The organism is Winogradskyella immobilis, assembly GCF_021887715.1.
In the GTDB taxonomy this organism is placed as follows: Bacteria; Bacteroidota; Bacteroidia; order Flavobacteriales; family Flavobacteriaceae; genus Winogradskyella; species Winogradskyella immobilis.
In genome coordinates this window covers 57,631-84,083 of sequence record NZ_JAIQXX010000012.1, presented here as the reverse complement: position 1 = coordinate 84,083, position 26,453 = coordinate 57,631, and the positions used below count along the sequence as shown (strand labels likewise).

Genomic DNA, 26,453 nt, shown 5'->3' with positions numbered 1-26,453 from the left:
CACCAATCAAAAAGAAAGTATAGCTCCCAAAGCTTCCAACTGTATGTAAAAGCATTGTTGTTGATTGTGGGTTATCGAAATCACCTGGGAATATTTTAGGAATTATTATAAAATTATCATTTTCTAATTTCTTTTAGTTAGGAGATATTTTTCAATATTCTTATGCCCTTCGCGTTGAGCTATTAATAGAGCTGTATCACCATTATCCATTTTTAAATCTATTGACGCGCCATTTTCAACAAGGAGTTTGGTTAATTCTAAATTGCCTCTATGTACTGCAGAATGGAGAGCCGTTACTTTTTGGGTTTGTATAGCATTTACATCGACTCCTTTTTCGATAAATAGCTTACAAAGCTCAAAATTTTCTTTTGCTATTGCAGCGTGAAGCGCGTTTATTTTAGAAGGGTTTTTTGCATGCAATTTTGGATCTGCGCCTTTTGTAATGAGAAATTTTGCAATTTCTGTTTGGTTGAAAAATGTAGCTAAAGATACAGGTGTAAAACCATCTTTAGAGTATGTGTTTATGAGTTTTAAATTGTCTGCAATTAGATAACCTTTTACAGTATCAATTTTACCACATACAATTGCTTCATGGAATGAAAATGTTCTTTTTAACTCAATGGCCTCTTCAAAAGCTTCTTCAAACCCACTGTAGGCTAATAACATTAGACCTGACGTTCCATTTTTATCTTCTAAATTTAGGACTTCTGGATTTTGTTTTATAAATAAAATGGTTTTTTCTGCGTCTTTATTTTGAATGTGAGATTTAAGTTTATCAATCATGTCATTTGGATTTGTCATTAAATTAATTAGTGTGTAGAAAAGTATTATTGTTATAGGTTTCATAGTATTATTTTTCTACAAAAGAAATGAGAAAGACACAAAATGAATTACTATATATCACTTTTTCGCATTGCGCTAGGGGATTTGCCAACAATTGTTTTAAAATAACTACTGAAGTTGCTAGGACTGGAATAGCCAACATCTAAAGCTATATTTTTTATAGATTTATTGCTTTCTAATATTTGGCGCTTTGCTTCTTTAATTCTTTTTTGCGAAATATATTGGAATGGTGACATACCAAAAATTTGATTGAAACTTCGCAATAAATGATTTTCTGATAACAAGCCTATTTCTGCTAATTTTCTTAATCTTAATTCTTTATGATAATTACAATCTAAAAAATCTTTCACAAACACAACTCTTTGATACAGTTCTTCACGGGTAGATTTCTTTTTTGAATCTAAACGTTCTGTATCGATAAGTTTTCCGTTATTTTGATAAAATACTGCATTTAATAGTTGGTGATAAAATTCATCTTTTTTTAGTGCTTCTAACTTAGAATTAGATTTATTTCTTCCTATTTTTAAAAGTTCTGAAACTATTCCGCTATTCGGATAATTCATTTCTAACAGTTTAATTCCATTTTGTCTTTTAAAATTGAAATCGAGTAATTGTTTATCACTGGCGTTTAATTCTGAATAAACTTTTGAAACAAAATTTGGTGAGAAAAACACGCAAAATGATTCCGTCTTATCAGTAGTATCGATAGTTAGGCGATACTTTGTACATTCATTAAGAATAAGAAAGTTGGTTTTGTCAACTCTATATTCGCGTTGTTTTACCTTGTAATCTGCTTTTCCTCCATAAAAAGATTTTATAGACAAAAAACAATCTCCAGTCCATTGATATTTATATGCTTGTTGGTGAATTATAAAATTGTCTTGCATTATACTTTTATATAAGGATACAAACCTATTTTAACGACCTAATATAACTAAAAACGAAGTTCGACTTTTTATATGAGAAATTCAAACACATAAAAAAACCTAATGCGTTAACATTGAATTTTCTATTTATAAGATAAATATTATGATCTAATTAAGGTCTATGATTTTAGTTTTATCATTTTTAGTAGTTAAAATGTTTCCATCTTCTATTTCAATTTCATCATATTCACTTGAAAGTATAATTTCCCCTTTTAGATTTATAAGCCCATATTTATTGCCTTTTTTAGTTAAATAATGATAATTACCTAACATTTCAAAGCTGTCATACTCGTTAGGTATAATAACTTTTCCATCTAAGTCTATAATTCCAGGTCTATTATTTTTATAAGTAGCTATAGTATTGTGTCCAAACTCTAGAATATCATACTCGCAAGGAATAATAGTTTCTCCATCTAAATTCATTAACCCTTGTTTATTATTCTTAAGCGTAAGCACATAGTTTTGAGCGATTTCAAAATTATCAAATTCGTTTGGGACAATTACTTTACCTTTTAGGTTTATCAAACCTAGCCTATTATTTTTAATGGTACGAATGTAATTTCCTCCTGTAAACTCAAAAGCATCATATTCATTGTCAGGTATAATTATTTTTCCTTCAAATGTTCTTAAGCTAGATTTGTTATTTCTTTTGAGAAAAACAAAATTATCTTCAACTTGAAGATCATCATATATGGTGCGGGCAATGATTCTCCCGTCTTGATAAACCAATCCATATTTATTGCCTTTTTTAGTAAATATATAACCATTTTCAGCTTCTATATGATCGTATTCATTTTGTAGAATAACCTTTCCACTTTTAGTAGACATGCCTAATTTAGAACCTTCTTTAGTTAAGACTAATTCATCATCATCTGGATTATAATTAGTATTTTTTACTGTTGTGATTTTTTTATTAGAAGTAATATTTTGTTGAATTTCTTTTACTTGAGATTGCGCCTTTGTATTAATACTACTAGAAATGGCAAAAACAAAAAATAAAATGAAACCAGATAAGACAGATAGTTTTCTCATTGTGTGCGTTTTTAAATTAAACAGATCTTTTAAATACCAAAAAAAGGTATGTTTTTTCAATTCTGAATGTTTATTAACGTTTTCAAAAAGATCAATATCTAAAGCTTCAGCAATAATTTTAACTGTAGACATTCTTGGGGTTACTGCGCCAGATTCTATACGTTGAATTGTCCTAGCTGTAACATTGCATAGTTCAGAAACATCTTCTTGCGTTAGGCCTTTAGATGTTCTGACTTCTACAAGTCGCTTTCCAAAATCTATGTTCTTCATTCAAAAATTGAAATAATGAGTAAAACTATTTGCAAAGGTAATATACTCCAAAAATCAATAAGCTTTTTCACACGACATTTGCACGACATTAGATTTTGATAATTGATTTTTAGATAGTTAAAAACTTAAGTATAAAGAAAGTCTTGATGTTTATTCATCAAGACTTCTAATTGTATTTAAAAAAAGGTTAATCCCCAACCAATACCCATTCGCCTTTAGTGATTAAAGGTTCAGCTTGTTTGTATTTAAGTGTTTTGTTTTCTAATACAAAAAAACTCAATGTGTCAATAATTATTTTCGCCTTCTAAGGTTTTAGTTTAAAGCATTTCAACAATTTGGATGTTATTTCCGCAGGTATCATTGAATACTGCAAATTTTACGGTTCCCATTTTAGTTGGTTTTACACTAAAATCGACGTCAAGTTTTATGAGTTTTTCATATTCGGCTTCAACATCATCAACATCAAATTGAGTGTAAGGAAATCCTGCTTCCATTAATGCATCTTGAAACACCTTACAGGGTTCGAAATGGTTTGGCGCAGGTTCTAATAATAATTCTGGTCCATCTTGCCATTCTGGAGAAACTAAGGTTATCCATCGATTACCTCCTTCTAATGGTTGGTCTTTCTTTTTTAGGAAACCTAATTTTTCTGTATAAAACTTTAAAGCTTTTTCTTGATCTCTAACCGGAATACTAATGAGTGTTACTTTCATCTTTGAATGATTTATTTTACAAAGTTCAGAATTCTAAATCTAATTTACTTCTCGAAAATTGCTCTTTTTGATAAGCACTTGGTGACTTTCCTGTTTTAGTCTTAAACAATTTGCTAAACGAACCTAAACTTTCAAACCCAACGGCAAAACAAGTTTCGGTTACCGTCATTCCATTAATTAAGTTTTTTTTAGAATTCTCAATGCGCTTATCCATCAAGTATTGTCTTGGAGTTAATCCATAATACTTTTTAAAAAGTCTTAATAAGTGATATTTTGATGTAAACCGTAAACGCGCTAAAAAATCTAATTTTAGATCTTTGTCAAAATTAGTGTCAATAAAATTACGTGTTGCTATTACAGTTTCTATCTGACTATCATTTGAGAAACAGCTATCTTTTATACGTTTTATTTCTGTTTCGTAGAAAGTCATTTTTGTTGGTTTCGCACTGATATTAAATTGTAGTTATTGTTAGTATATAAATTTTCGCAATGATTTATGTAAACTGAAGACCAAGTTCGACTTTTTATTTGAGAAATTCAAACACATAAAAAAAACCTAATGCGTTAACATTAGGCTTTAAGATTGTATTTAGAAAAAGATTAATCTTCTACTAAGACCCATTCTCCTTTATCGATAAGTGGAATGGCCTGTTTGTATTTAACCACTTTAGATTCTCCGCTCATAACGTGTTTAATGGTGACACGATCATTACGTCCAATTTTAGGTTGTTCTCTTACGATGGTTTCTACAACTTGTTGCTGACGCGAAGCTCCTGCTCCTGCGGCTCTACTTTGTGAAGAGCGTTCATCTAAGTTTTGTATTTCTTCTTTTTGCTCTTGTGTTTTTTCTTGTTTACGAGTTCGAGCTTCTTGAATAGTATTTGCTGTTTCTCTTGGGATTTCTCCTTTAAATAAAAATGAAATTACATCTTTATTAACCTGATCAATCATAGATTTAAAGAGTTCAAACGCTTCAAACTTATAGATTAATAAAGGGTCTTTTTGCTCATGCACAGCTAATTGAACCGATTGTTTTAATTCGTCCATTTTACGTAAATGCGTTTTCCAAGCATCATCAACAATGGCAAGTGTAATATTTTTTTCAAAATCTCTAACCAATTGCTTTCCTTTAGACTCATAAGCTTTTTCTAAATCTGTAACGACCTGAAGGTTTTTAACACCATCTGTAAATGGAACTACAATACGCTTATACTGATTACGCTGTGTATTATATACGTTTTCTATAACAGGATAAGCTAAATCTGCATTACGTTGCATTTTATCTTTATAATGTTCAAAAGCAGCTTTGTAGATTGTTCCTGCAATGTCTTGTGCGCTTAATTTTCCAAACTCCTCTTCAGAAATTGGAGATGCCATAGAGAAATAACGAATCAATTCAAACTCAAAATTCTTATAGTCGTTAGCTTCTTTATTTGTTTCAGCGATACCTTCAGAGGTGTCAAAAATCATGTTTGCCAAATCTACACGTAAACGCTCACCATGTAAGGCATGGCGGCGACGTTTGTATACTACTTCACGTTGGGCATTCATCACATCATCATATTCTAACAAACGCTTACGAACACCAAATTGATTTTCTTCAACTTTCTTTTGTGCACGTTCAATAGATTTAGAAATCATACCATGTTGTATAACCTCGCCTTCTTTTAAGCCCATTTTATCCATCATCTTGGCAATACGCTCACTACCAAACAGACGCATTAAATTGTCTTCTAAAGACACATAAAATTGCGAACTTCCCGGATCTCCTTGACGGCCAGCTCTACCACGTAACTGCCTGTCTACACGACGAGAATCGTGGCGCTCTGTACCAACGATGGCTAAACCACCAGCTGTTTTTACTTCGTCACTTAATTTAATATCGGTACCACGACCAGCCATATTGGTAGCGATGGTTACTTGGCCAGCATTACCCGCTTCAGCAACAATATCAGCCTCACGCTTATGTTGTTTAGCATTAAGTACATTATGCGGTATTTTTCGTTGCAATAATATTTTCCCTAATAATTCTGAAATATCTACAGACGTTGTACCAATTAAAACAGGACGACCCGCTTGAGATAAAGCAGTAACCTCATCGACAACAGCATTGTACTTTTCGCGCTTCGTTTTGTAAACTAAATCGTTTCTATCGTCACGTGCAATAGGTCTGTTGGTTGGTATTTCTACCACATCTAATTTGTAGATTTCCCAAAGTTCACCAGCTTCTGTAACCGCAGTACCTGTCATACCAGACAGTTTACGATACATTCTGAAATAATTTTGAAGTGTTACCGTAGCAAAGGTTTGCGTTGCATCTTCAATTTTCACATTTTCTTTAGCTTCAATCGCTTGGTGTAAACCATCACTATAACGACGTCCATCCATAATACGACCCGTTTGCTCATCGACAATCATTACTTTATTGTCCATTACCACATACTGCGTATCTTTTTCGAAAAGCGCGTAAGCTTTTAATAATTGACTAAGTGTATGGATACGTTCAGACTTTACTGAGAAATCTCTAAATAATACTTCTTTTTCTGAAGCTTCTTGTTCAGCAGAAAGGCCTTTATTTTCAATAGCAGCGATTTCTGTACCCATTTCTGGCATAACAAAGAAGTTAGGGTCATCTGTACCAGATAAATAATCTACACCTTTATCAGATAACTCAACTTGATTATTTTTTTCATCAATAACATAATAGAGTTCTGAATCCACTTTAGGCATTTCTCTATTATTATCTTGCATGTAGAAATTTTCGGTTTTTTGCAGGAGTTGTTTAATACCTTCTTCACTTAAAAACTTAATTAAAGCTTTGTTTTTAGGAATACCACGATATACACGTAGTAATTGAAAACCTCCTTCTTTAGTATCTCCGTCTGCAATTAATTTTTTTGCTTCAGCTAAAACCCCAACTAAGTATTTGCGTTGTACTTCTGCAAGACTAGCTACTTTTGGCTTTAATTCATTAAACTCATGAACGTCACCTTTTGGTATTGGTCCAGAAATAATTAATGGTGTACGCGCATCATCAATTAATACAGAATCGACCTCATCAACAATAGCATAATGGTGCGGACGTTGTACTAGATCTTCAGGAGAATGCGACATGTTATCACGTAGATAATCGAAACCAAATTCGTTATTTGTACCATAAGTAATATCTGCATTATAAGCTTTAATACGTTCAGGTGAGTTAGGTCTATGATAGTCTATACAATCAACACTTAAACCATGAAATTGAAATATTGGCGCCATCCAAGCACTATCACGTTTTGCCAAGTAATCATTTACGGTTACTAAATGCACTCCATTACCAGCTAAAGCATTAAGATATACAGGAAGTGTTGCAACTAAAGTTTTACCTTCACCAGTCTGCATTTCTGCAATTTTACCTTGGTGCATGGCAACACCACCAATAAGTTGAACATCGTAATGAATCATATCCCAAGTAATAGCCTTACCTGCAGCATCCCAAGAATTTGCCCATTTGGCTTGATCTCCATCTAAAGTAACATAGTCATTGTTACCAGAAATCTCTCGATCAAAAGCATTAGCTGTTACGGAAATTTCTGTATTGTTTACAAAACGTTTAGCTGTTTCTTTTACAACGGCAAAGGCTTCAGGAAGAATATTATTTAAAACTTCTTCAGTTGTGGTGTAGATATCATCTTTAATTTTATCAATTTCTTGGTAGATGTCTTCACGCTCGTCAATATCTTCAGTAGCTTCTGCTTTAGTATTAAGTTCATCAATACGTTCGTTATAAGGTTGACGTGCCTCAGCAATTTTAGATTTAAATTCTACTGTTTTTGCTCTTAACTCGTCATGAGATAATGCTTCTAAAGCGTTTTCAAAAGTTTTTACTTTTTCAACAATAGGATTAATAGATTTTACGTCTTGTTTGGATTTATCTCCAACAAAAACTTTAAGTACAGAATTGAGTAAACTCATGTTTAATATGTTTATATAAAGCTGTTTTAAGTGCTTTAATATTAGTTTTAATTCAGTAGCCTATAAAGGCTTTCAAATATACAGTTTGTATTAGGTTTTAAAAACCTTTATAAATAAAAAAAGTCTCAATATCGAAATGACTAAAGAGACTTTTTATGATGTTATTTTTCAGATTTTAATATTCATCCTCATTCCAGAGGTAATCTTCGTCTGTTGGATAATCTGGCCATATTTCTTCAATAGAGTCGTAAGAATCACCTTCGTCTTCTATAGCTTGTAAATTTTCAACAACCTCTAAAGGTGCTCCAGTTCTAATCGCATAATCGATTAATTCATCTTTAGTTGCTGGCCAAGGTGCATCACTTAAATAAGATGCTAATTCTAATGTCCAATACATTTATTATTGTGTTTAACTTTTTGCAAAAATAAATTTTTAGTTTAAAAAGGCAAGAAAAAATTAAATTATTTACTTCATCAATAAAAAGAACGTGTAATCTTGTAACTTCTTAGATTGGTATTTTGCATTACCCAATCTTTAGCTATAAAAATTAAGAATCTTTTTTAGGGATCCATTTAATTTCTTCTGCTTGTAGTTCATCAGACAACTTTCGTGCCAATACAAAAAGGTAGTCAGATAGTCTATTAATATACATTAAAGTTTCAGGTTGAAATGGCTCTATGTCATTAAGATGAGATGCTAATCGTTCGGCTCTACGGCAGACACAGCGTGCTATATGACAGAATGACACCGTTTGATGACCACCAGGTAACACAAAATGTGTCATCTCAGGAAGTGAAGCATTCATACTATCCATACTGTCTTCTAAACGTTTGATATCTGAATCTGATATTTTAGGAATATTTAAACGGGCTTTACCGTTTTTTAATGTTGCTTTTTCAGGATCTGTAGCCAAAATTGCTCCTATGGTAAATAAACGATCTTGAATTTCCATTAAAGTTGTTTTATGGATTGGATCTATAGCTTGATCCCTAATTAATCCTATATGAGAGTTAAGTTCATCTATAGTGCCATAACTTTCAATACGTATATGGTGTTTAGGTACGCGTGTACCTCCAAATAGAGCAGTAGTGCCTTTATCGCCTGTTTTTGTATAGATTTTCATATAGCAAAGTTACGAGTTAAAAAATTAGAATTGAAATGTCTTTGCGAGTAAAGCTTAAAGATCTGTTAGTTTTTTGTTTTGTTCATTTTGTCTTGATACAAAACCCTTCGACTGCGCTCAGGATAAACCAAGCCAAAAAATCACTATCAAAATATAGGAAATTGCTAAAGCACCTTTCGCTTCCAGAATTCCGTGCTTGAAGCTACGCTTCGCAGCTACATTCTTTCACTCATTATTTCTGAATTTTGATGTTTTCGACTTTGTCGAAATTAGGAATAAGCTATTAGTTAAGAGCACTATTAATTCTTATTATTAATATAATTTAACTGAAAACTGAGACTAAAAACTGAAAACTAATTATTAAGTGTGTCGCTTTCAATAACACCATCACGTAATCGGATTACTCGATGTGCATGAGCTGCAATTTCTTCTTCGTGCGTAACCATAATTACAGTGTTTCCTGCTTTATGAATTTCATCAAATAATGCCATAATCTCAGTACCAGTTTTAGAATCTAAATTTCCTGTTGGCTCATCTGCTAAAATTATGGAAGGTTTATTAACTAAAGCACGCCCTACTGCTACACGTTGACGTTGACCACCAGAGAGTTGATTGGGCTTATGATCCATACGATCGGCAAGACCAACATCAGATAATACCTCGGTAGCACGATCTGCACGTGCTTTTTTAGAAGCTCCGGCATATATCATTGGTAATGCAACATTATCTAAGGCTGTAGTTCTAGGTAATAAATTAAAAGTTTGAAATACAAAACCGATTTCTGTATTTCTTATATCTGCAAGTTCATCATCTGTCATTTTACTGACGTCTTTTCCATTGAGGTTATATGAACCAGCAGTTGGTGTGTCTAAACAACCCAAAAGATTCATTAAAGTTGATTTACCTGAACCAGAAGGTCCCATAATGGCAACATACTCGCCACGTTTTATATCTAAATCAATACCTTTTAGAACATGTACAATCTCTTGTCCTAGTTTAAAATCTCTAATAATATTTCTTATTTCAATGACATTGTCACTCATAATAATTGCAGTTGATTGCTTAAATTCTTTGCAAGATAAAAGAATTAAAAACCTGTTATTCTCAATAAGACGTTAAAATTATAATGTTGTTACACCCTAATTTTAAAATGTTCTTTTTGTTGCTCTTTTCTAAAAAACACAAATCCCCAAAAAAAGGTATCTATAGTCACAGTAACTTTTGGATGTGCTTTAATTTCGTTCCATGCTTCGGTCATATCTTTAGACCAATAAATATCATCAAATATAAAGATGGAATCATTATTTGCTTTTGGTAAAAGCATTTTAAAATATTCTAAAGTGGCTTTCTTGTTATGATGGCCATCAAAGAAAATAAAATCAAATTCATTTTGAGGTAACTTAGGAATTACTGTTTTAAAATGCCCATTTTTATAGGTGATATTATTTGCTCTGTTTTCTAATTGATTATTTGTAAAGTTGGATGTGTTTGGGCAACCTTCAACAGTAGTTATTTTACTATTATCATTACCTAATGCCATAGCATAAGTAGCAACACCTAATGAAGTGCCTAGTTCTAGAACTTGCTTAGGTTTAAAATAGGCTATTAAACGATACATTAGGTTCATGGATTTATTTAAACTTGCAGAAGTCTTGGCAATATTTTTTATAACCCTAGAATTTGTGTTAAACGTTTTAGAGCCTTCACCTAAATCAGTAACATCTATAGTATGATTAGATTTTAATAATGAATTTTTATAATCTTTTAGCTTAGAGTAGCTTTCTTTTTTAGACTTGTCATAAAAACATTTGGTTATTAAATCATATACAAAAGGAGAATGAATGCCGTGTTGATTGGTAGAAGTAAAAAGAAATTTTATATATGAAATGATTTGATACATTATTGTTCAGTATTCAGTATTCAGTATTCAGTGTTCAGTGTTCAGTGTTCAATATTTTGAATCTTAAAATTTAAAAACAATACATTAATAATCAAAAAAATATAATTTCAACTAACAATCAACAATCAACAATCAACAATCAGCAGCTAAACTCCTAGCTTTTCTGCCAATTCAAACCAGCGCAATTCTTTGTCTTCAAGTGTATTGATTATAATTTGAAGCTCATCTGAAAGTGCTGTAATTTCATCTTGAGATAATTCTGGATTTAAAAATTTAGCCTCTAAAGCTTTTTTATCAAGTTCTAATGAACGAATTTTTGATTCTAAATTCTTATATTCTTTTTGTTCGTTATAAGAGAGTTTCTTGGCTTCATTTTGTTTTACAACTTGAGTGTTTTCAGTTTTATCTATTTTAGAAATTTCTTTAGGCCGACTACTTTCATAAACGCGATAATCTGAATAATTTCCAGGGAAATCATCAACAATACCTTCGCCTTTAAATACAAAGAGATGGTCTACAATTTTATCCATAAAATAACGATCGTGAGAAACAACTAATAAACAACCAGGGAAGTCGAGTAAAAAACTTTCAAGGACATTTAAGGTTACAATATCTAGATCATTAGTAGGTTCATCTAAAATTAAAACATTTGGATTTTGTATTAATACCGTACATAGATATAAACGTTTTTGTTCTCCTCCGCTCAACTTTTCAACAAAGTCGTATTGTTTTTTACGATCGAATAAAAAGCGTTCTAAAAGCTGACCAGCACTAATTTGCTTTCCTTTAGCTAATGGAATATAATCGCCATACTCTTTAATAACATCAATAACTTTTTGGTTAGGTTTGGCTTTAATACCTCCTTGTGTATAGTAGCCAAACTTTACAGTATCTCCAATAATTACTTTACCAGAATCAGGGGGCATGCTTTGCGTTAAAATATTTAAAAAAGTAGATTTTCCTGTGCCGTTTTTTCCAATAATACCAATACGTTCTCCTTTTTTAAACACATATTCAAAATCTTTAAGTATAAGTTTATCTTTAAAAGCTTTAGATACTTTATGAAATTCAACGATTTTGCTCCCCAGGCGTTCCATACTAATTTCTAGCTGTACCTCATGATCTTGACGGCGTTGACTTGCTTTCGATTTTATTTCGAAGAAATCATCGATTCTGCTCTTAGATTTTGTGGTTCGTGCTTTGGGTTGGCGACGCATCCAATCAAGCTCTTTTTTAAAGAGCTGTTTGGCTTTACCAACTTCGGTGACTTCATTAGCAATACGCGCTTCTTTTTTCTCAAGATAGTAGGAATAATTCCCTTTATAGGCATACATTTTTCCATGATCTAATTCTATAATTTCAGTACAGACACGTTCTAAAAAATAGCGATCATGCGTCACCATAAATAAAGTGAGCTGTGCTTTAGCGAAGTAGGCCTCAAGCCATTCAATCATTTCTAAATCGAGATGATTGGTAGGTTCATCTAAAATAAGAATATCGGGTTTACTAATTAAAGCCTGTGCTAAAGCCAATCGCTTTTTTTGACCGCCAGATAAAGTGCCCACTTTTATATTTAAGTCATCGAGTTTAAGCTGAGATAGAATCTGTTTGTATTGAGACTCAAAATCCCAAGCGTCATGGATATCCATGGCTTCAAATGCCATCTGATAATTATCTGCATCCTCAGGATTTTTTAATGCAGCTTCATAAGCTTCAATGATTTTTAAAATAGATAAATCCGTAGAAAAGATGGTTTCCTCAATAGTAAGCTTAGGGTCGAGATTCGGTTCTTGATCTAAAAAAGCCAAACGTAAACCTTTACGAATAACAACCTGACCAGAATCAGGGCTATCCTTGCCTGAGAGTATATTTAATATCGACGTTTTTCCACTCCCATTTTTAGCAACAAAGGCTATTTTTTGATCTTTATGGATACTAAAAGAGACATCACTAAATAGAGGAAGTTCGCTATAAGATTTTGAAATATTTTCTACGTTGAGATAATTCACAATTTTTTTTACAAAGAACGTAAAACTATCAAAAATACAAGGCAATAGTTTTGTTATTCCTTGCGTTAGATTATATTTGTTTTAAACCTTAATATTTTTATGGCAAAGTACCTTCTGGTTTTCTTTGGATTGGCCCTTTTATTTTGTACCTCATGTATTTCACATAAGGATGTTTTATATTTTCAGGACAATGAAACTGTCAAAGATTCTATTCCGCAATTGATAGAGCAACAAAAACCATATCGCATCCAAATCAATGACATTCTAAACATTCGCATCAAAGTATTAGACCAGGATAATGTAAGTATTTTTAACCCTATTGGTGATGGAGTGTTAGGAGAATCTACTCAAGAGAATGCGTATTTCAATGGCTTTACAGTAAGCCTTCAAGGGAATATAACGATTCCTCAATTGGGCGATTTTAAGGTGTTGTCTTTAACGACTAAAGAGATTGAAGAATTGATAAAAGAACGCTTACTCAAGGAACAATTTAATGAATTTGCCAGTACGGTTGTCACCGTAAGATTGGCAGGCTTACGCTATACTACTATTGGAGAAATTGGTACAGGGCAGCAAACCTTATTTACAGAACGCGCTACAATTTTCGAGGCCATAGCTAATGCTGGAGATATTACAGAATTTGGAGATCGAAAAGATGTATTGATTATTAGGCAGTATCCACACGGTCAGGAGATTCATCATATCGATTTAACAAACATTAATGTATTTCAATCTAAGTATTACTACATTTTACCAAACGATATGATTTATGTAAAACCGCTGAAACAGAAAACTTTAGGTTTAGGGTCTAACGCGTTTCAAACCTTCACAACCTTATTAGGTGTTGTTACTGTAATTACAAGTACCATATTATTAATTAATAGGTAGACGTATGGCAGGATTGGACGAGGATTTAGAGTTTGAAGAAGGAGGGGGAGGCCGATTAAGTTTCGATTTTCAAGGCTTTTTATTTAAAGTGTTGCACTATTGGAAATTGATTATCTTATGTATAGGTGCAGCCATGGTCGTGGCCTATTTTATTAACATCCGTAAGCCCAACATTTACAGATTAAATGCTTTGGTATCAGTAGAATCCGAGCAAAATCCATTTTTTACAGCAAATACCAGTATTTCATTTAATTGGGGAGGAGTTTCTACGAAGCTAGGAAAAGTGATGACAACCATAGCTACTCGAAGTCATAATGAACTGGTTGTGGACTCCTTAAAGTTTTACATGCAGTATTATAAACAAGGAAAATACCGTTTAATAGACATTTATGGGGCAACCCCGTTTTTAGTAACTATTGATAAAACCAAAGGACAAGCCTTGGGGAAGTTAATAGAAGTTAAAGGTGTAGATGACACGAGTTTTGAACTCATTCATAATTTTGAAAGCCCTGGATTTACGTGTCAAGTATATGGTGACAAATCGAAGCATAGCTCGCAAATGCCAGTTGGGGAATTCAGGCAAATTTTTAAGTATGGGGAATCGATAGAGCAGCCCTTTTTTAACGGTATTATTGAGAAAAGCACATTTAAAGGTTTTAATGCAGAGGAGCAATATTTTATCCGCTTTTCTAACTTTGATAATGTTGTGCAAAGTTATCAAAACAGTGTGGCTGTTAATTTTTTTAGAGGGAGTTCTACCGTATTAACATTGGTGCAATCGGGGCAAAATAAAGCGAAGATTGTAGCTTATTTAAATGCGACGACAGCTATTTTAGCTGAGACAGAATTACGTAGTAAAAATTTATATGCCACCAATACCATTGCATTTATAGATAGCAGCCTTAATGCGGTTAATACAAATTTGAAAGATGTTAATCAGGAGATGAACGCTTTTAGAAAATCTAATAAGATATTTGATGTTAGCGAAAAAATCTCAAATATTTCGAGTCGTTTAAAAGAGTTCGAAATTCAGAAAGAGGGAGAGCAAAATAAAATAAGTTATCTCAAAAATCTTGAGAGTTATTTACAGAGAAAATCAGATTATACCAAGATTGCAGCGCCAACGTCTGTAGGTATTGAAGAAGGAGGCCTATTAAATAGTATTAATACCATAAATGGCTTAGCTATACAGCGGCAAAACCTAGAAAAAACGACCCGTGAAGGCTCTATTTTGTTACGGCAATTAGATGGTCAAATTGATGCCGAAAAAAGCGTCGCTTTCGAGCTGATTAGTGCGACGCGCAGATCCATTAATTTGCAATTGAATGGAATTAATAGTCGGATTGGGCAATTTGAAGCACAGCTTTCAGGCTTGCCAGAAGAGCAACAAGAGTTTCTTAAAATTCAGCGCAAGTTAGATCTCAACCAAGACTCTTATAATGTGTATTTGGCAAAACGCTCAGAGGCCGCTATTGTGAAGGCCGCCAACGTCTCAGATATTACGATGATTGATGCTGCTAAAGATATAGGCTATGGGCCTATTGGACCAAACCGCTCTTTAAACTATATGATGGCACTCATGGTAGGCTTCTTTATACCCATGTTCATTATTTTTGTGCGCTTTTTATTAGACAATACCATTCATGGTTCAGATGAAGTAGAGCGTTTATCGCGTATTCCAATCATCGGTTTGGTCGGGAAATATAGCTATAAAAATAACTTAGTCGCTTTTGAAAAGCCAAAATCGGCGGTTTCAGAATCCTTTAGAGCAGTGCGTTCTAGTTTACAGTTTCTCTATAAGAATCAGGAAGATACAAAAAAAGGGAAAACCTTGATGGTTACATCCTCGGTGAGTGGAGAAGGGAAAACGTTCTGTTCTATTAACATCGCTTCGGTATATGCACTGTCTGGTAAGAAAACGATTATTTTAGGATTGGATTTACGGAAACCAAAAATTTTCGGAGATTTTAATATTTCTAATGATTTAGGAGTCGTTAATTATTTGATTGGAGATAATCAATTAGAAGCCATTGTAACCAAAACACACATTCCTAATTTAGATGTGATGCCTTCAGGGCCTGTGCCTCCAAACCCTTCCGAATTATTAATGAGTGATCGCATGACCGAACTTATGGATAAACTACGGGAAGATTATGATATGATTGTGCTCGATACTCCACCATTAGGTTTGGTAACGGATGCTTTAGAGTTAACCCAATATGCAGACTCCACTATTTTTATGGTCCGCTTGGATTATACGAAGAAAGGGATGCTCGCTTTAGTGAATTCAAAACACAAAAAAGGAGAACTAAAAAATGTTAATTTTTTACTCAATTTTTACAAGCATAAAAACAATCATAATTACGGTTATGGCTACGGCTACGGCTACGGTTATGGTTATGGCTATGGTAGTTATGGCAATGCCTATCACGAAAACGACAAAGGGTCAGGGATTATTAGTAAAATTAAACGGTTTTTAAAACGTATCTAGCAAAATAGTAATATATGATCAAGGAAGACACTACCATAGCCATCATAGGATTAGGATACGTCGGTTTACCTTTGGCTGTAGAATTTGCCACTAAATATAAAGTGATAGGCTATGATATTAATATAGACCGCGTTAAAGAACTCCAACAAGGCATTGATAAAACCTTGGAAGTCGATACCAATAAACTTATTTCCGTACTGTCCAAACACACACAAACAGGCTTACAAATAACATCAGATCCCGAAACTATGAAAACGGCGTCTGTTTTTATTGTCACCGTACCCACCCCAACGGATGACTTAAATAAGCCAGTACTGACTCCGCTGATTAACAGCAGCAGAACTGTTGGCAAGGTTTTAACCAAGGGAGACATTGTAATCTATGAATCTACGGTGTATCCGGGAGTCACAGAAGATTTATGTGTACCGATATTAGAAAAAACTTCTGGACTAAAGTATAATCAAGATTTTTTTGCAGGCTATTCTCCAGAACGTATCAATCCAGGAGATAAAACCCGTACCATTACTAAAATACTAAAGGTAACCTCAGGGTCAACCCCAGAATCGGCAAAATATATAGATGAATTGTATAAAACAATCATCACTGCAGGCACTTATTTGGCACCATCTATAAAAGTCGCAGAGGCAGCTAAGGTTATTGAAAATTCGCAACGCGATATCAATATTGCATTTGTAAATGAATTGTCTAAGATATTCAGAATTTTAGATATTGATACTAAAGAAGTACTTAAGGCGGCTAGTACGAAATGGAACTTTATTAATTTCACACCAGGCTTAGTTGGTGGACATTGTATTGGTGTGGACCCCTATTATTTGGCGCAAAAAGCCATTGAATCTGGGTATAACCCAGAAATTATTTTGGCAGGGCGTAAAATGAACGATAGTATGGGGAGCTATGTCGCACAAGAAACCGTGAAACTGATGATCAATAGAGGCACCCAAATTAAGGGAGCACAAGTCCTCGTCTTAGGCATTGCCTTTAAAGAAAACTGTCCAGATATACGGAACTCCAGAGTCATTGATATTATTAAAGAATTAAAAACCTATAATGTAAACATCGATGTCTGCGACCCTTGGGCCTCACAGGTTGATGTAAAGAAGGAGTATGGCTTAGATTTAATTCAAAATACCTTGGATATAAATAAGTCCTACGATGCCATTATTATTGCGGTGGCACATAATGAATTCTTAGCGCTCAATCTCGAGAAGTATAAGACAGCAAATACGGTTGTCTTTGATGTCAAGGCCGTATTGCCTCAACATAAAGTGGACGCCCGTTTGTAAAAAGAAACAGAGTCTCAAAACACGAATACATAATATTAAAAGCCACAATGATTGCAACTAAAATTAAAAGCCATCGCTTTTTAGTCACCGGAGGAGCAGGTTTTATAGGATCTAACCTAGTCGCTTATTTATTAGATCATGGTGCTGTTTTGGTGCGCGTATTGGATAATTTTTCGAATGGGCACCGCGCTAATATCGAACGCTTTTTAAAGCATCCTAATTTTGAATTCATAGAAGGAGACATTCGAGATTTTGATACCTGTAAAAGCGCCGTTTCGGGGATGGATTATGTCAGTCATCAAGCGGCATTAGGCTCTGTGCCACGCTCTATCACAGATCCCTTAACCACCAATGCCGTTAATGTTTCTGGGTTTTTAAATATGCTTACTGCTGTTAAGGAGACTCCTGAAGTGAAACGTATGGTCTATGCCGCCTCAAGTTCTACCTACGGGGATAGCAAGGCTTTACCAAAAGTGGAGGCACAAATAGGCAATCCCTTATCACCTTATGCGGTTACTAAATATGTAAATGAATTGTACGCCAATGTCTTTGGGAGTACCTATAATACGGACCTCATCGGCCTACGGTATTTTAATGTCTATGGCCCCTACCAAAGCCCTAATGGTGCCTATGCAGCAGTGATTCCCTTATTTATGCAAGCGCTTAAGGATGGAGTATCCCCGAAGATTCATGGAGATGGAGAGCAGACACGTGATTTTACCTATGTGGCCAATGCCGTCCAAGCAAATATCAAAGCATTTTTCGCAGATACAAAGGCATCGAACCAAGTCTATAATGTGGCTTGTGGGGAGCGTATTTCAATTAATACTTTGTGTGAGGGCTTAAAAACAGCAGCACAAAGTGACCTAAATCCAACGTATGTTCCAACACGGCAAGGAGATGTCCGTGACTCCTTAGCAGATATCTCAAAAGCCGAACGTTTACTAGGATACATACCAGAAGTTAAAGTTAAGGAAGGCTTGCAGCTAACCTGGGATTGGTTTAATTCTAAAATATAACCAACGTCACTTCGAGTGATTACGAAGTATGAGGAATAGTATCGAGAAGCCTTTTGTATATTTTAATACATTTCATTACAACCTATAAACACCAGATAGTGTCATTTTGAGTGATTTATCAGGAGCGAATAGATTGTATCATGAAGCGAAAATATATTGTAATTTTCAAGCTCTAAAGTCATATAATTAACTAACAATCCGTTAATAACTTTTTAGCAGCATTTTGTAAAACCAGATGAAGATCAACTAGCATTTATTATATTAGCTGAAACCAAAATAACAATTTGAAAGCGTCAAAAGACTCAGAATGGTTATATACAATATCTTCTAAGCGTAAGTTAATTGATTTTAATTTTAAGGAAATTTGGAGGTATCGGGATTTGTTAGTTTTATTTGTAAAAAGGGATATTACAACAGTATACAAACAAACGGTTTTAGGGCCATTATGGTTTTTTATTCAGCCTTTATTTACATCCGTAATATTTACCTTGGTTTTTAATAACATTGCAAGTATTAGTACAGGAGAGATTCCACCTTTTCTATTTAATTTAACAGGGATTACAGCTTGGAACTATTTTAAAGTGTGTCTTACAGGTACCTCAAATACTTTTAGGGGAAATGCAGGTGTCTTTGGCAAAGTTTATTTTCCAAGAGTTATTATGCCACTGTCAGTAGTAATTTCTAATTTGGTTAAATTCGGGATACAGCTGTTGATTCTACTTGTTTTTTATGTGTATTATTTATCCCAAGGGTTTTCAATATCGCCCAACAGCCATATTTTAATGTTTCCAGTGTATATACTAATGATGGCTTTTTTAGGACTGGGAATTGGTATGATAATTTCCGCATTAACTACAAAGTATAGAGATTTAACAATGTTAGTATCCTTTGCAGTATCCTTATTAATGTATGTGTCTGCGGTTCCATTTCCGATGAGTGAAATACAAGAAAAACAACCTCAATATGCTTGGTTGTTAGAGTACAATCCTGTAGCTCAAATCATAGAAGGGTTTCGATTTATGATTTTAGATGCTGGGGTATTTACATGGCTAGGATTTATCTATGCATTAGTATTTACGATTATTGCATTTTTGTTTGGCCTAATTATTTTTAATAAAACCGAAAAAACATTTATAGACACCGTTTAATGAAACACCTATAAATAAGAGCCTGATACACAACGGCAATGATTATATGGATGTTACATATAATTTTTGAAAAGCAGTAGATATAAACAGATGAAAGAAACGATTTTAAAAATAGAGAATATTAGTAAACAATACCGATTAGGATTGGTGGGTACTGGTACCTTATCTCATGATTTAAACCGATTTTGGCATCGAGTTCGTGGAAAGGAAGATCCTTATTTAAAAGTTGGTGCTGTTAATAAACGCAGTGCTAAAGCAAAAGAGGATTATGTATGGGCATTACAAGACATAAATTTTGAAGTACAAAAAGGAGAGGTATTAGGTATTATTGGTAAAAATGGTGCAGGTAAATCTACTTTATTAAAAATATTATCAAGGGTAACAAGCCCTACTACAGGGAGTATTAAAACCAAAGGACGAATTGCTTCGTTATTAGAGGTTGGTACCGGTTTTCATCCCGAGCTTACGGGTAAAGAAAATATTTATTTAAATGGCGCTATTTTAGGAATGACCAAAGCTGAGATTAGTGCCAAAATAGATGAAATTATAGAATTCTCAGGTTGCGAAATGTATATAGATACTCCTGTTAAAAGGTATAGCAGTGGAATGCGAGTACGCTTGGCTTTTGCAGTAGCAGCCCATTTGGAGCCTGATATTTTGGTGGTAGATGAGGTCTTAGCTGTTGGTGATGCTGAGTTTCAGAAAAAGGCTATTGGTAAGATGCAAGACATTAGCAGAGGTGAAGGGAGAACTGTTTTGTTTGTGAGCCATAGCATGGCAGCAGTAAAGAGTTTGTGTACACGTGCTATTGTACTAGAGCACGGTAGCAATGTTTTTGAAGGGGATACTGATGAAGCAGTTGATTTTTATTTGCAAAGTAATAAAGTCAAAGAATTAATATTATTGAAGAATAGAAAGGATAGAAGCGGAAATGGAAAAGCACTTTTATCAAATGTTGAAATTTTAAATTCAAAAAATGAAGTTGTAGAATCTGTTATATCAGGTGAATTTTTAAGAATAAAATTGCATTTTTCAATTAATGATAAAATTGAAGATAATTTAATTTTTGCAATTTCTATTAAGGATAATAATGATATAATAAAATCTATGATAGTTTCCGATGAAATGAATATTGATATTAATAGTTTAATTTCGAGAGGATATATAATTGTTGATTTTAATAGTTTTTTAATGAGAGGAGGTGTTTATAATGCAACTGTTTTACTATCAGGGTATTCAACTGCTTCTTTGAATCATATTGATAGAATAGAAATGGCTTTTGATATTAATGTACTTCAAGGTGATTTTTACGATTCAGGTAAGTTAAACAGAACTTATCCTTTGGCTATAATACCTGCAAAAATAAATTAATTTTAATGGTTGTTTCAAAAATAAAAAATACAATAAAAGATATATTATTAAAATGCACTTCTTTAAAATCGTTTAATAATCATTTAATCTCTAGAGTTAAAGGTGATGAGATTCATATTTTTATTGCTTGTCTTCCTAAATCTGGAAGTACATTTTTAGCAAATGTGCTAGTCAATATTACTGGGTTTGAGTTTGTCCAGTTTCAACCTATAAGAGGGACAAATGATCATAATATAGATCCAAGTGTTTTTTATGAAAGTTTAAATAAAAATACTATCACACAATTACATAGTAAGCCAAATGAGTCTAATAAATATTATATGGAGCGATATAATATAAAAATCATTTTTCTATATAGAGATATAAGATCTTCTTTAAAATCATTTTATAATCATATAATTACTGAAAATGATAAATGGTTTATGTTTACTGTAGCTAAAGAATTTAGGGAATGGGAAATTGAGAAGCAATTTGATTTCTTAATTGATTTAATAATTCCGTGGTATATTAATTTTTTAACATCTTGGAAAATTGAAGTAAAAAAAAAGGAATTAGATATTTTAGAAATTGATTTTGATGATTTTAAAAATAGCAATGCAGAAACCATAAATAAGATTTTAACTTTCTACGAGTTAGATAATTATAAAAAGAATATAGAATCTGCTTTAGATATATCTTATAGTAAAAAAGAAGCATTACGTTTTAACAGTGTCGTTTCAAAAATAGACTATGAGTTTACAACAAATCAATTAAACAAAATCAAATATTTGATTTCATATTATCCAGAATTAAATATTAAAATCTAAATGAAAGAATCTTTAGAATATTATAACCAATTTGACAAAAAGCTTATTAATGATTATGTTTTAGGGAATAAACGTATAATTAATGCCATTGAGAATTTAGGGTCATTCATTCCGGAAAACTCAAATAATATATTGGATATTGGCTCTGGCTTGGGCTGGAGTAGTCATGAATTCGCAAAAGCTTTTCCGAATTCGCAAGTATTAGCTGTAGATTTAAGTCCAGTGCTGATTAATACTGCTTCTAAGCTTTTTGATACTCAAGAAAACCTAACTTTTAAATCTTATGATTTAACTCAAGGATTACCTGTAGATATGTATGATGCAATTGTGATGATAGATGTCTATGAGCACATCCCGATTGCCGATAGAGCTAAATTTCATAAATCTATAAAAAGTGTTTTAGCTAAAAATGGTCGTTTCATTTTGGCTTGCCCTTCTAAATATCATCAAGATCATTTAAAAAATAATAATCCGACAGGTTTGCAACCTGTTGATGAAGATGTAGATTTTGGTACGATACAAATGATTGCAAAGCAAATTAGTGGTGAAGTAATTTACTTTGAATATCAAAATATATGGAATAATTACGACTATTTATATGCCGTAATTGAATTGAATCCTCTTTATGGTAATAATGTTAATGGATTAAAACATCAACCCATAGATATAGAGCAAAGAAAAGAAAGAGCGGATAGGGTGAATTCAAAGTTGGGGATTAAAGTGGAACAGGTTAAAAGAAAAAAGAAAACCACTACTCTTAAATCGTTATTGAAACGTGTTAAGAAAAAATAAAATAATGAACACAGCAATTTTTTCACCAAATAAAAACCCGTATTCTGAAACTTTTATTCAGGCACATAAGAACTATTTGAAAGGAGAGGTTTTTTATTATTATGGCGCGAAGGGACGCTTACAATTGGAGGGTTCTAATCGTTTAGTGTCTAAATCTAAGCTATGGCGTTTTCGTTTTATTCGTAAACTCAACAAGTATCCATTTTCTTATATAAAAGAACAATCGGTATTAACGTCTTTAAAAAAGAATGACATCGATGTTGTTTTAGTAGAGTATGGTTCGCACGCTTATAACTTATTAAGCCTCTTAAAGGCTAGCGGTTTGCCAGTGGTAGTTCATTTTCATGGATATGATGCTAGTGTAGAGTTAGTTATAGAACAATGTAATCAATACAAAGAAGTTTTTAGTTTAGCAACAAAGGTGATTGCTGTTTCAAGAAAAATGAAGCAGATGTTGTTAGAGCTTGGATGTCCAAGTGAAAAGCTTATCTATAACGTGTATGGACCACAGCCAGAATTTGAAAAAGTACAAGTCAATTTTTCAAAAAAACAGTTTATAGGTATTGGCCGTTTTACAGATAAGAAAGCACCTTATTATACTATTATGGCTTTTAAAGATGTGGTTTCTAAACATCCAGACGCGACCTTGTTATTGGCTGGAGATGGTATTTTGTTAAATATGTGTCAGAATTTGGTTAAACACTATGGACTTGAAAAGCAGGTGCAGTTTTTGGGTGTTATTACACCAGAGCGGTATCGTGAAATATTATCAGAATCGTTAGCCTTTATACAGCATTCCATTACTGCTGCAAATGGTGATATGGAAGGCACACCTGTGGCTGTTTTAGAAGCTAGTATTTCAGGATTGCCTGTAATAGCAACCAAACATGCTGGTATTCCAGATGTAATTGTTCATGGAGAGACTGGTTTATTATGTGAGGAACATGATGTAGGTATGATGAGTATGAATATGCTTAAACTATTAGATAGTGCAGATTATGCAAAACAATTAGGAACTGCCGGGAAAGCACACATTTTAGCAAGTTATAACATGAAACGGCATATACAAGTACTTCAAGATATTTTAGAAGTAGCTATAGAAGATTCCACATTATAATTCTTCATTGTATATTAATCTATTAAATATTAAAAGTGAAAGAACAACCTTTAGTTTCCATTATTATTCCTACCTATAATAGAGCGCATTTAATAGGCGAAACTTTGGATAGTATTTTGGCACAGACTTATACTAATTGGGAGTGTATAGTTGTAGATGATGATTCTACCGATCATACAGATAAAGTATTAGCTAAATATTGTGTAAAAGATACTCGTTTTCAATATTTTCATAGACCAAAAGACAGATTGCCTGGGGGCAATGCAGCTAGAAATTATGGTTTTGAATTAAGTAAAGGCTACTATATACAGTGGTTTGATGATGATGATATTATGTTGCCCAATTACTTAAGCTCAAGAATGTCCGTTATAGACACTTCTACTAACTTATGTATGCTATCCGGAAAACTTGTAGATGAATATAAAAATGATATTCGCGATTTGAAGTGGTTTAATGATGATACGCTTTATAGGCAGTATGTATTAAAATTATCTGAAATATTATCGCCTTCTGTTTTGTTTAAAAGGCAGTTTTTAAACAAAAAGGTTTTGTTTAATGAAGCATTATTTAGAAGTCAAGAAGCAGAGTTTTTTTCACGAGTTTTTTTTAATTTGAATACATCAGAATATAAACAAATTCCAGAAATTGGATTTCTTTACAGACAACATCAACAAACAAAATCTTTTACAGACAACACTTATAATTCTGGTTATAAAAAAGCTCATTTTTTAGTGCATCAAACTAATTGGAATCAAGCAATAATAATCAAAGACAAGGAAATTATTAAGTATTGTTATAAAAAAATAATTATATTGTTATTTGAGACTATTAGAGCTAAAGATACTATGCTTTTTAAAGAAATATTACGTTATTTAAAAAAGCACGTAAAACCACTATTATTTTTTAAAATAAAATCAAGTTTGTATCTTATATTATGGACTAATACACAAGGTTATAAGTTTAAACCATATTTGCTAAACCAAAACCTTTGAATAAATATAATTATTAGTAATGTTATTTAAAAAACCTAAAACTAAGCTTTTCTGTATTGGACTAAATAAAACGGGTACAACAACGTTAAAAACTGTTTTAAAATCGTTTGATTATAGTTTAGGAAATCAAATAACAGCTGAGTTGCTTTTAGAAGCATGGAATGCTCGAGATTTTAAGCCAATAATTAAGTACTCAAAAACGGCAGAAGCATTTCAAGATATTCCGTTCTCTTTGCCAGGTACATACCAAGCTCTAGACGAAAATTTTAAAAACGCAAAGTTTATTTTAACTGAAAGAGATTCTGCAGAGCAATGGTATAAATCACTCACGAAATTCCATTCTAAACTTTGGGCAGATGGAGAACGCATACCAACTATAGAAGATTTAAAGAAAGCGGATTATAGAGCACCTGGTTATACTTATAGAGCCAATAGATATATCTATAATACACCAGAAAACGATCCATACAACAAAGCACTTATGCTAAAGTTTTATAACGAACACAACCAAGCTGTAAAAGCCTATTTTAAAAGTCGACCAGAAAAATTGTTAACTATAAACGTGTCTAATGCTTCCGATTATGCTAAATTGTGTCTATTTTTAAATAAACCAGTTAGCGCAACAGACTTTCCTTGGAAAAATAAAACAGCTGATGCCTAAATTTAGCTCATGATTTACGTAACCAAAACTTTTTTACCACCACAAGAAGAGTATCAAAATATTCTAACGCGGGTATGGGAAACAGCATGGTTAACCAATAGAGGAGTATTGGTTTTAGAGTTAGAGGAGAAACTTAAAAATTATTTAAAGGTCCCAAATATCTTAGCGATGGCCAATGGTACTTTGCCATTACAAATTGCAATTAAAGCGCTAAATATTACTGGCGAAATTATTACAACACCTTTTAGTTATGTAGCAACAACATCTAGTATTTCTTGGGAAGGGTGTACACCAGTTTTTGTCGATATTGATCCCAAATATTTAACTATCGACGAAACTAAAATTGAAGCAGCAATAACATTAAAAACAGAAGCAATTTTAGCGACACATGTTTTTGGTAATCCTTGTGCAGTTGAAGCTATTGAAGTAATTGCAAAAAAACATAATTTAAAAGTAATTTATGATGCTGCGCATTGCTTTGGAGTTGCCTATAAAGGAAAATCACTTTTGAGTTACGGAGATGTAAGCACCTGTAGTTTTCATGCTACAAAATTGTTTCATACAGGAGAAGGTGGTGCAATTGTTGCTAACGATGAAACCTTATATGATGCCTTGTTTTCGCATCATAATTTTGGGCATAAAGGAAATGAAGCATTTCAAGGCATTGGTATAAACGGTAAAATGAGCGAACTGCAAGCAGCAATGGGCTTAGCCGTTTTTCCATATATAAATGATATTTTTAAAGAACGCGAATCTATTGTACAGCGTTACAATGCTGTTTTAGAAAACCTAGACATTCAAATATTAGCCATACGAGAAGGAACACATTGGAATAATAGTTATTATCCAATAATTTTTAAAGATATAGCACAACTAGATAGAGTGCAAGAGGCTTTAAACAGTGAAGAAATTTATCCAAGACGTTATTTTTATCCTTCATTAAATACTCTAGATTATGTAGGCAAGCAATCTTGCCCAATTTCAGAATCTGTAGCTTCAAGAGTGTTATGTTTGCCTTTATATGTTGGTTTAGGTACCTTAGATCAAGACAAAATAATCGATACTATTCTTTCAAATTTATAAAGTTATT

At 32.9% G+C, this 26,453-nt stretch carries 23 protein-coding genes; 12 read left to right on the top strand and 11 right to left on the bottom strand.

Features of this window, described 5'->3' with window-relative positions; translation table 11 throughout:
* Positions 1-123: 123 nt before the first annotated feature.
* The 11 genes from K8Z87_RS10025 to K8Z87_RS09975 form a co-directional block, all read right to left on the bottom strand.
* Positions 124-846 carry an ankyrin repeat domain-containing protein gene (locus K8Z87_RS10025; protein ID WP_227477423.1) on the bottom strand — a complete coding sequence of 241 codons (723 nt, stop codon included), beginning with the start codon at positions 844-846 and terminating at the stop codon, positions 124-126.
* Positions 847-893: 47 nt separating this feature from the next.
* The gene (locus tag K8Z87_RS10020; RefSeq protein ID WP_227477422.1) at positions 894-1,730 is read right to left on the bottom strand and encodes a helix-turn-helix domain-containing protein; all 837 of its coding nucleotides are present in this window, start codon (positions 1,728-1,730) and stop codon (positions 894-896) included.
* Between the two features lie 147 nt (positions 1,731-1,877).
* The gene (locus tag K8Z87_RS10015) at positions 1,878-3,071 is read right to left on the bottom strand and encodes a WG repeat-containing protein (RefSeq protein WP_227477421.1); all 1,194 of its coding nucleotides are present in this window, start codon (positions 3,069-3,071) and stop codon (positions 1,878-1,880) included.
* 317 nt (positions 3,072-3,388) lie between these two features.
* Positions 3,389-3,784, bottom strand: coding sequence for a VOC family protein (locus K8Z87_RS10010; RefSeq protein WP_227477420.1), 396 nt, complete (start codon positions 3,782-3,784; stop codon positions 3,389-3,391).
* A gap of 25 nt (positions 3,785-3,809) precedes the next feature.
* Positions 3,810-4,214 carry a helix-turn-helix domain-containing protein gene (locus K8Z87_RS10005; protein WP_227477419.1) on the bottom strand — a complete coding sequence of 135 codons (405 nt, stop codon included), beginning with the start codon at positions 4,212-4,214 and terminating at the stop codon, positions 3,810-3,812.
* Between the two features lie 170 nt (positions 4,215-4,384).
* Positions 4,385-7,741, bottom strand: coding sequence for a preprotein translocase subunit SecA (gene secA / locus K8Z87_RS10000; RefSeq protein ID WP_227477418.1), 3,357 nt, complete (start codon positions 7,739-7,741; stop codon positions 4,385-4,387).
* Between the two features lie 175 nt (positions 7,742-7,916).
* Complete coding sequence (locus K8Z87_RS09995; protein ID WP_008272287.1) at positions 7,917-8,138, bottom strand: DUF2795 domain-containing protein; 222 nt, start codon at positions 8,136-8,138, stop codon at positions 7,917-7,919.
* Between the two features lie 151 nt (positions 8,139-8,289).
* Positions 8,290-8,865, bottom strand: a complete 576-nt coding sequence (locus K8Z87_RS09990) for a cob(I)yrinic acid a,c-diamide adenosyltransferase (protein WP_227477417.1) — start codon at positions 8,863-8,865, stop codon at positions 8,290-8,292.
* Between the two features lie 353 nt (positions 8,866-9,218).
* Positions 9,219-9,908 carry an ABC transporter ATP-binding protein gene (locus tag K8Z87_RS09985; protein ID WP_227477416.1) on the bottom strand — a complete coding sequence of 230 codons (690 nt, stop codon included), beginning with the start codon at positions 9,906-9,908 and terminating at the stop codon, positions 9,219-9,221.
* Positions 9,909-9,997: 89 nt separating this feature from the next.
* On the bottom strand, positions 9,998-10,765 hold the full coding sequence (locus tag K8Z87_RS09980; RefSeq protein ID WP_251059571.1) for an O-methyltransferase: 768 nt from the start codon (positions 10,763-10,765) through the stop codon (positions 9,998-10,000).
* A gap of 146 nt (positions 10,766-10,911) precedes the next feature.
* On the bottom strand, positions 10,912-12,774 hold the full coding sequence (locus K8Z87_RS09975) for an ABC-F family ATP-binding cassette domain-containing protein (protein WP_227477415.1): 1,863 nt from the start codon (positions 12,772-12,774) through the stop codon (positions 10,912-10,914).
* Positions 12,775-12,873: 99 nt separating this feature from the next.
* Here K8Z87_RS09975 and K8Z87_RS09970 point away from each other — a divergent pair, with 99 nt between their 5' ends.
* The 12 genes from K8Z87_RS09970 (at position 12,874) to K8Z87_RS09915 (ending at position 26,446) form a co-directional block, all read left to right on the top strand.
* Entirely contained in the window at positions 12,874-13,662 is a 789-nt protein-coding gene (locus K8Z87_RS09970; RefSeq protein WP_227477414.1) for a polysaccharide biosynthesis/export family protein, read from the top strand.
* Positions 13,663-13,666: 4 nt separating this feature from the next.
* On the top strand, positions 13,667-16,153 hold the full coding sequence (locus tag K8Z87_RS09965) for a GumC family protein (RefSeq protein WP_227477413.1): 2,487 nt from the start codon (positions 13,667-13,669) through the stop codon (positions 16,151-16,153).
* A 14-nt stretch (positions 16,154-16,167) separates the two neighbouring features.
* Positions 16,168-17,457 (top strand): nucleotide sugar dehydrogenase, encoded by a 1,290-nt coding sequence (locus K8Z87_RS09960; protein ID WP_227477412.1) that lies wholly within the window; start codon positions 16,168-16,170, stop codon positions 17,455-17,457.
* Between the two features lie 47 nt (positions 17,458-17,504).
* Positions 17,505-18,476 (top strand): SDR family oxidoreductase, encoded by a 972-nt coding sequence (locus K8Z87_RS09955; RefSeq protein ID WP_227477411.1) that lies wholly within the window; start codon positions 17,505-17,507, stop codon positions 18,474-18,476.
* A 284-nt stretch (positions 18,477-18,760) separates the two neighbouring features.
* Positions 18,761-19,624 carry an ABC transporter permease gene (locus K8Z87_RS09950; RefSeq protein ID WP_227477410.1) on the top strand — a complete coding sequence of 288 codons (864 nt, stop codon included), beginning with the start codon at positions 18,761-18,763 and terminating at the stop codon, positions 19,622-19,624.
* A 90-nt stretch (positions 19,625-19,714) separates the two neighbouring features.
* Positions 19,715-20,995 carry an ABC transporter ATP-binding protein gene (locus K8Z87_RS09945; RefSeq protein WP_227477409.1) on the top strand — a complete coding sequence of 427 codons (1,281 nt, stop codon included), beginning with the start codon at positions 19,715-19,717 and terminating at the stop codon, positions 20,993-20,995.
* Between the two features lie 5 nt (positions 20,996-21,000).
* Positions 21,001-21,801, top strand: a complete 801-nt coding sequence (locus K8Z87_RS09940; protein WP_227477407.1) for a sulfotransferase domain-containing protein — start codon at positions 21,001-21,003, stop codon at positions 21,799-21,801.
* Complete coding sequence (locus tag K8Z87_RS09935) at positions 21,802-22,593, top strand: class I SAM-dependent methyltransferase (protein WP_227477405.1); 792 nt, start codon at positions 21,802-21,804, stop codon at positions 22,591-22,593.
* A gap of 4 nt (positions 22,594-22,597) precedes the next feature.
* Positions 22,598-23,710 carry a glycosyltransferase gene (locus K8Z87_RS09930; protein ID WP_227477404.1) on the top strand — a complete coding sequence of 371 codons (1,113 nt, stop codon included), beginning with the start codon at positions 22,598-22,600 and terminating at the stop codon, positions 23,708-23,710.
* Between the two features lie 35 nt (positions 23,711-23,745).
* Positions 23,746-24,702: a glycosyltransferase family 2 protein gene (locus K8Z87_RS09925; RefSeq protein ID WP_227477402.1), complete on the top strand. Its 957-nt coding sequence runs from the start codon at positions 23,746-23,748 to the stop codon at positions 24,700-24,702.
* 19 nt (positions 24,703-24,721) lie between these two features.
* Positions 24,722-25,363 carry a sulfotransferase gene (locus tag K8Z87_RS09920; RefSeq protein ID WP_227477401.1) on the top strand — a complete coding sequence of 214 codons (642 nt, stop codon included), beginning with the start codon at positions 24,722-24,724 and terminating at the stop codon, positions 25,361-25,363.
* Positions 25,364-25,372: 9 nt separating this feature from the next.
* A complete protein-coding gene (locus tag K8Z87_RS09915; RefSeq protein ID WP_227477399.1) occupies positions 25,373-26,446 on the top strand; it encodes a DegT/DnrJ/EryC1/StrS family aminotransferase in 1,074 nt (357 codons plus the stop codon).
* Positions 26,447-26,453 lie beyond the last annotated feature (7 nt).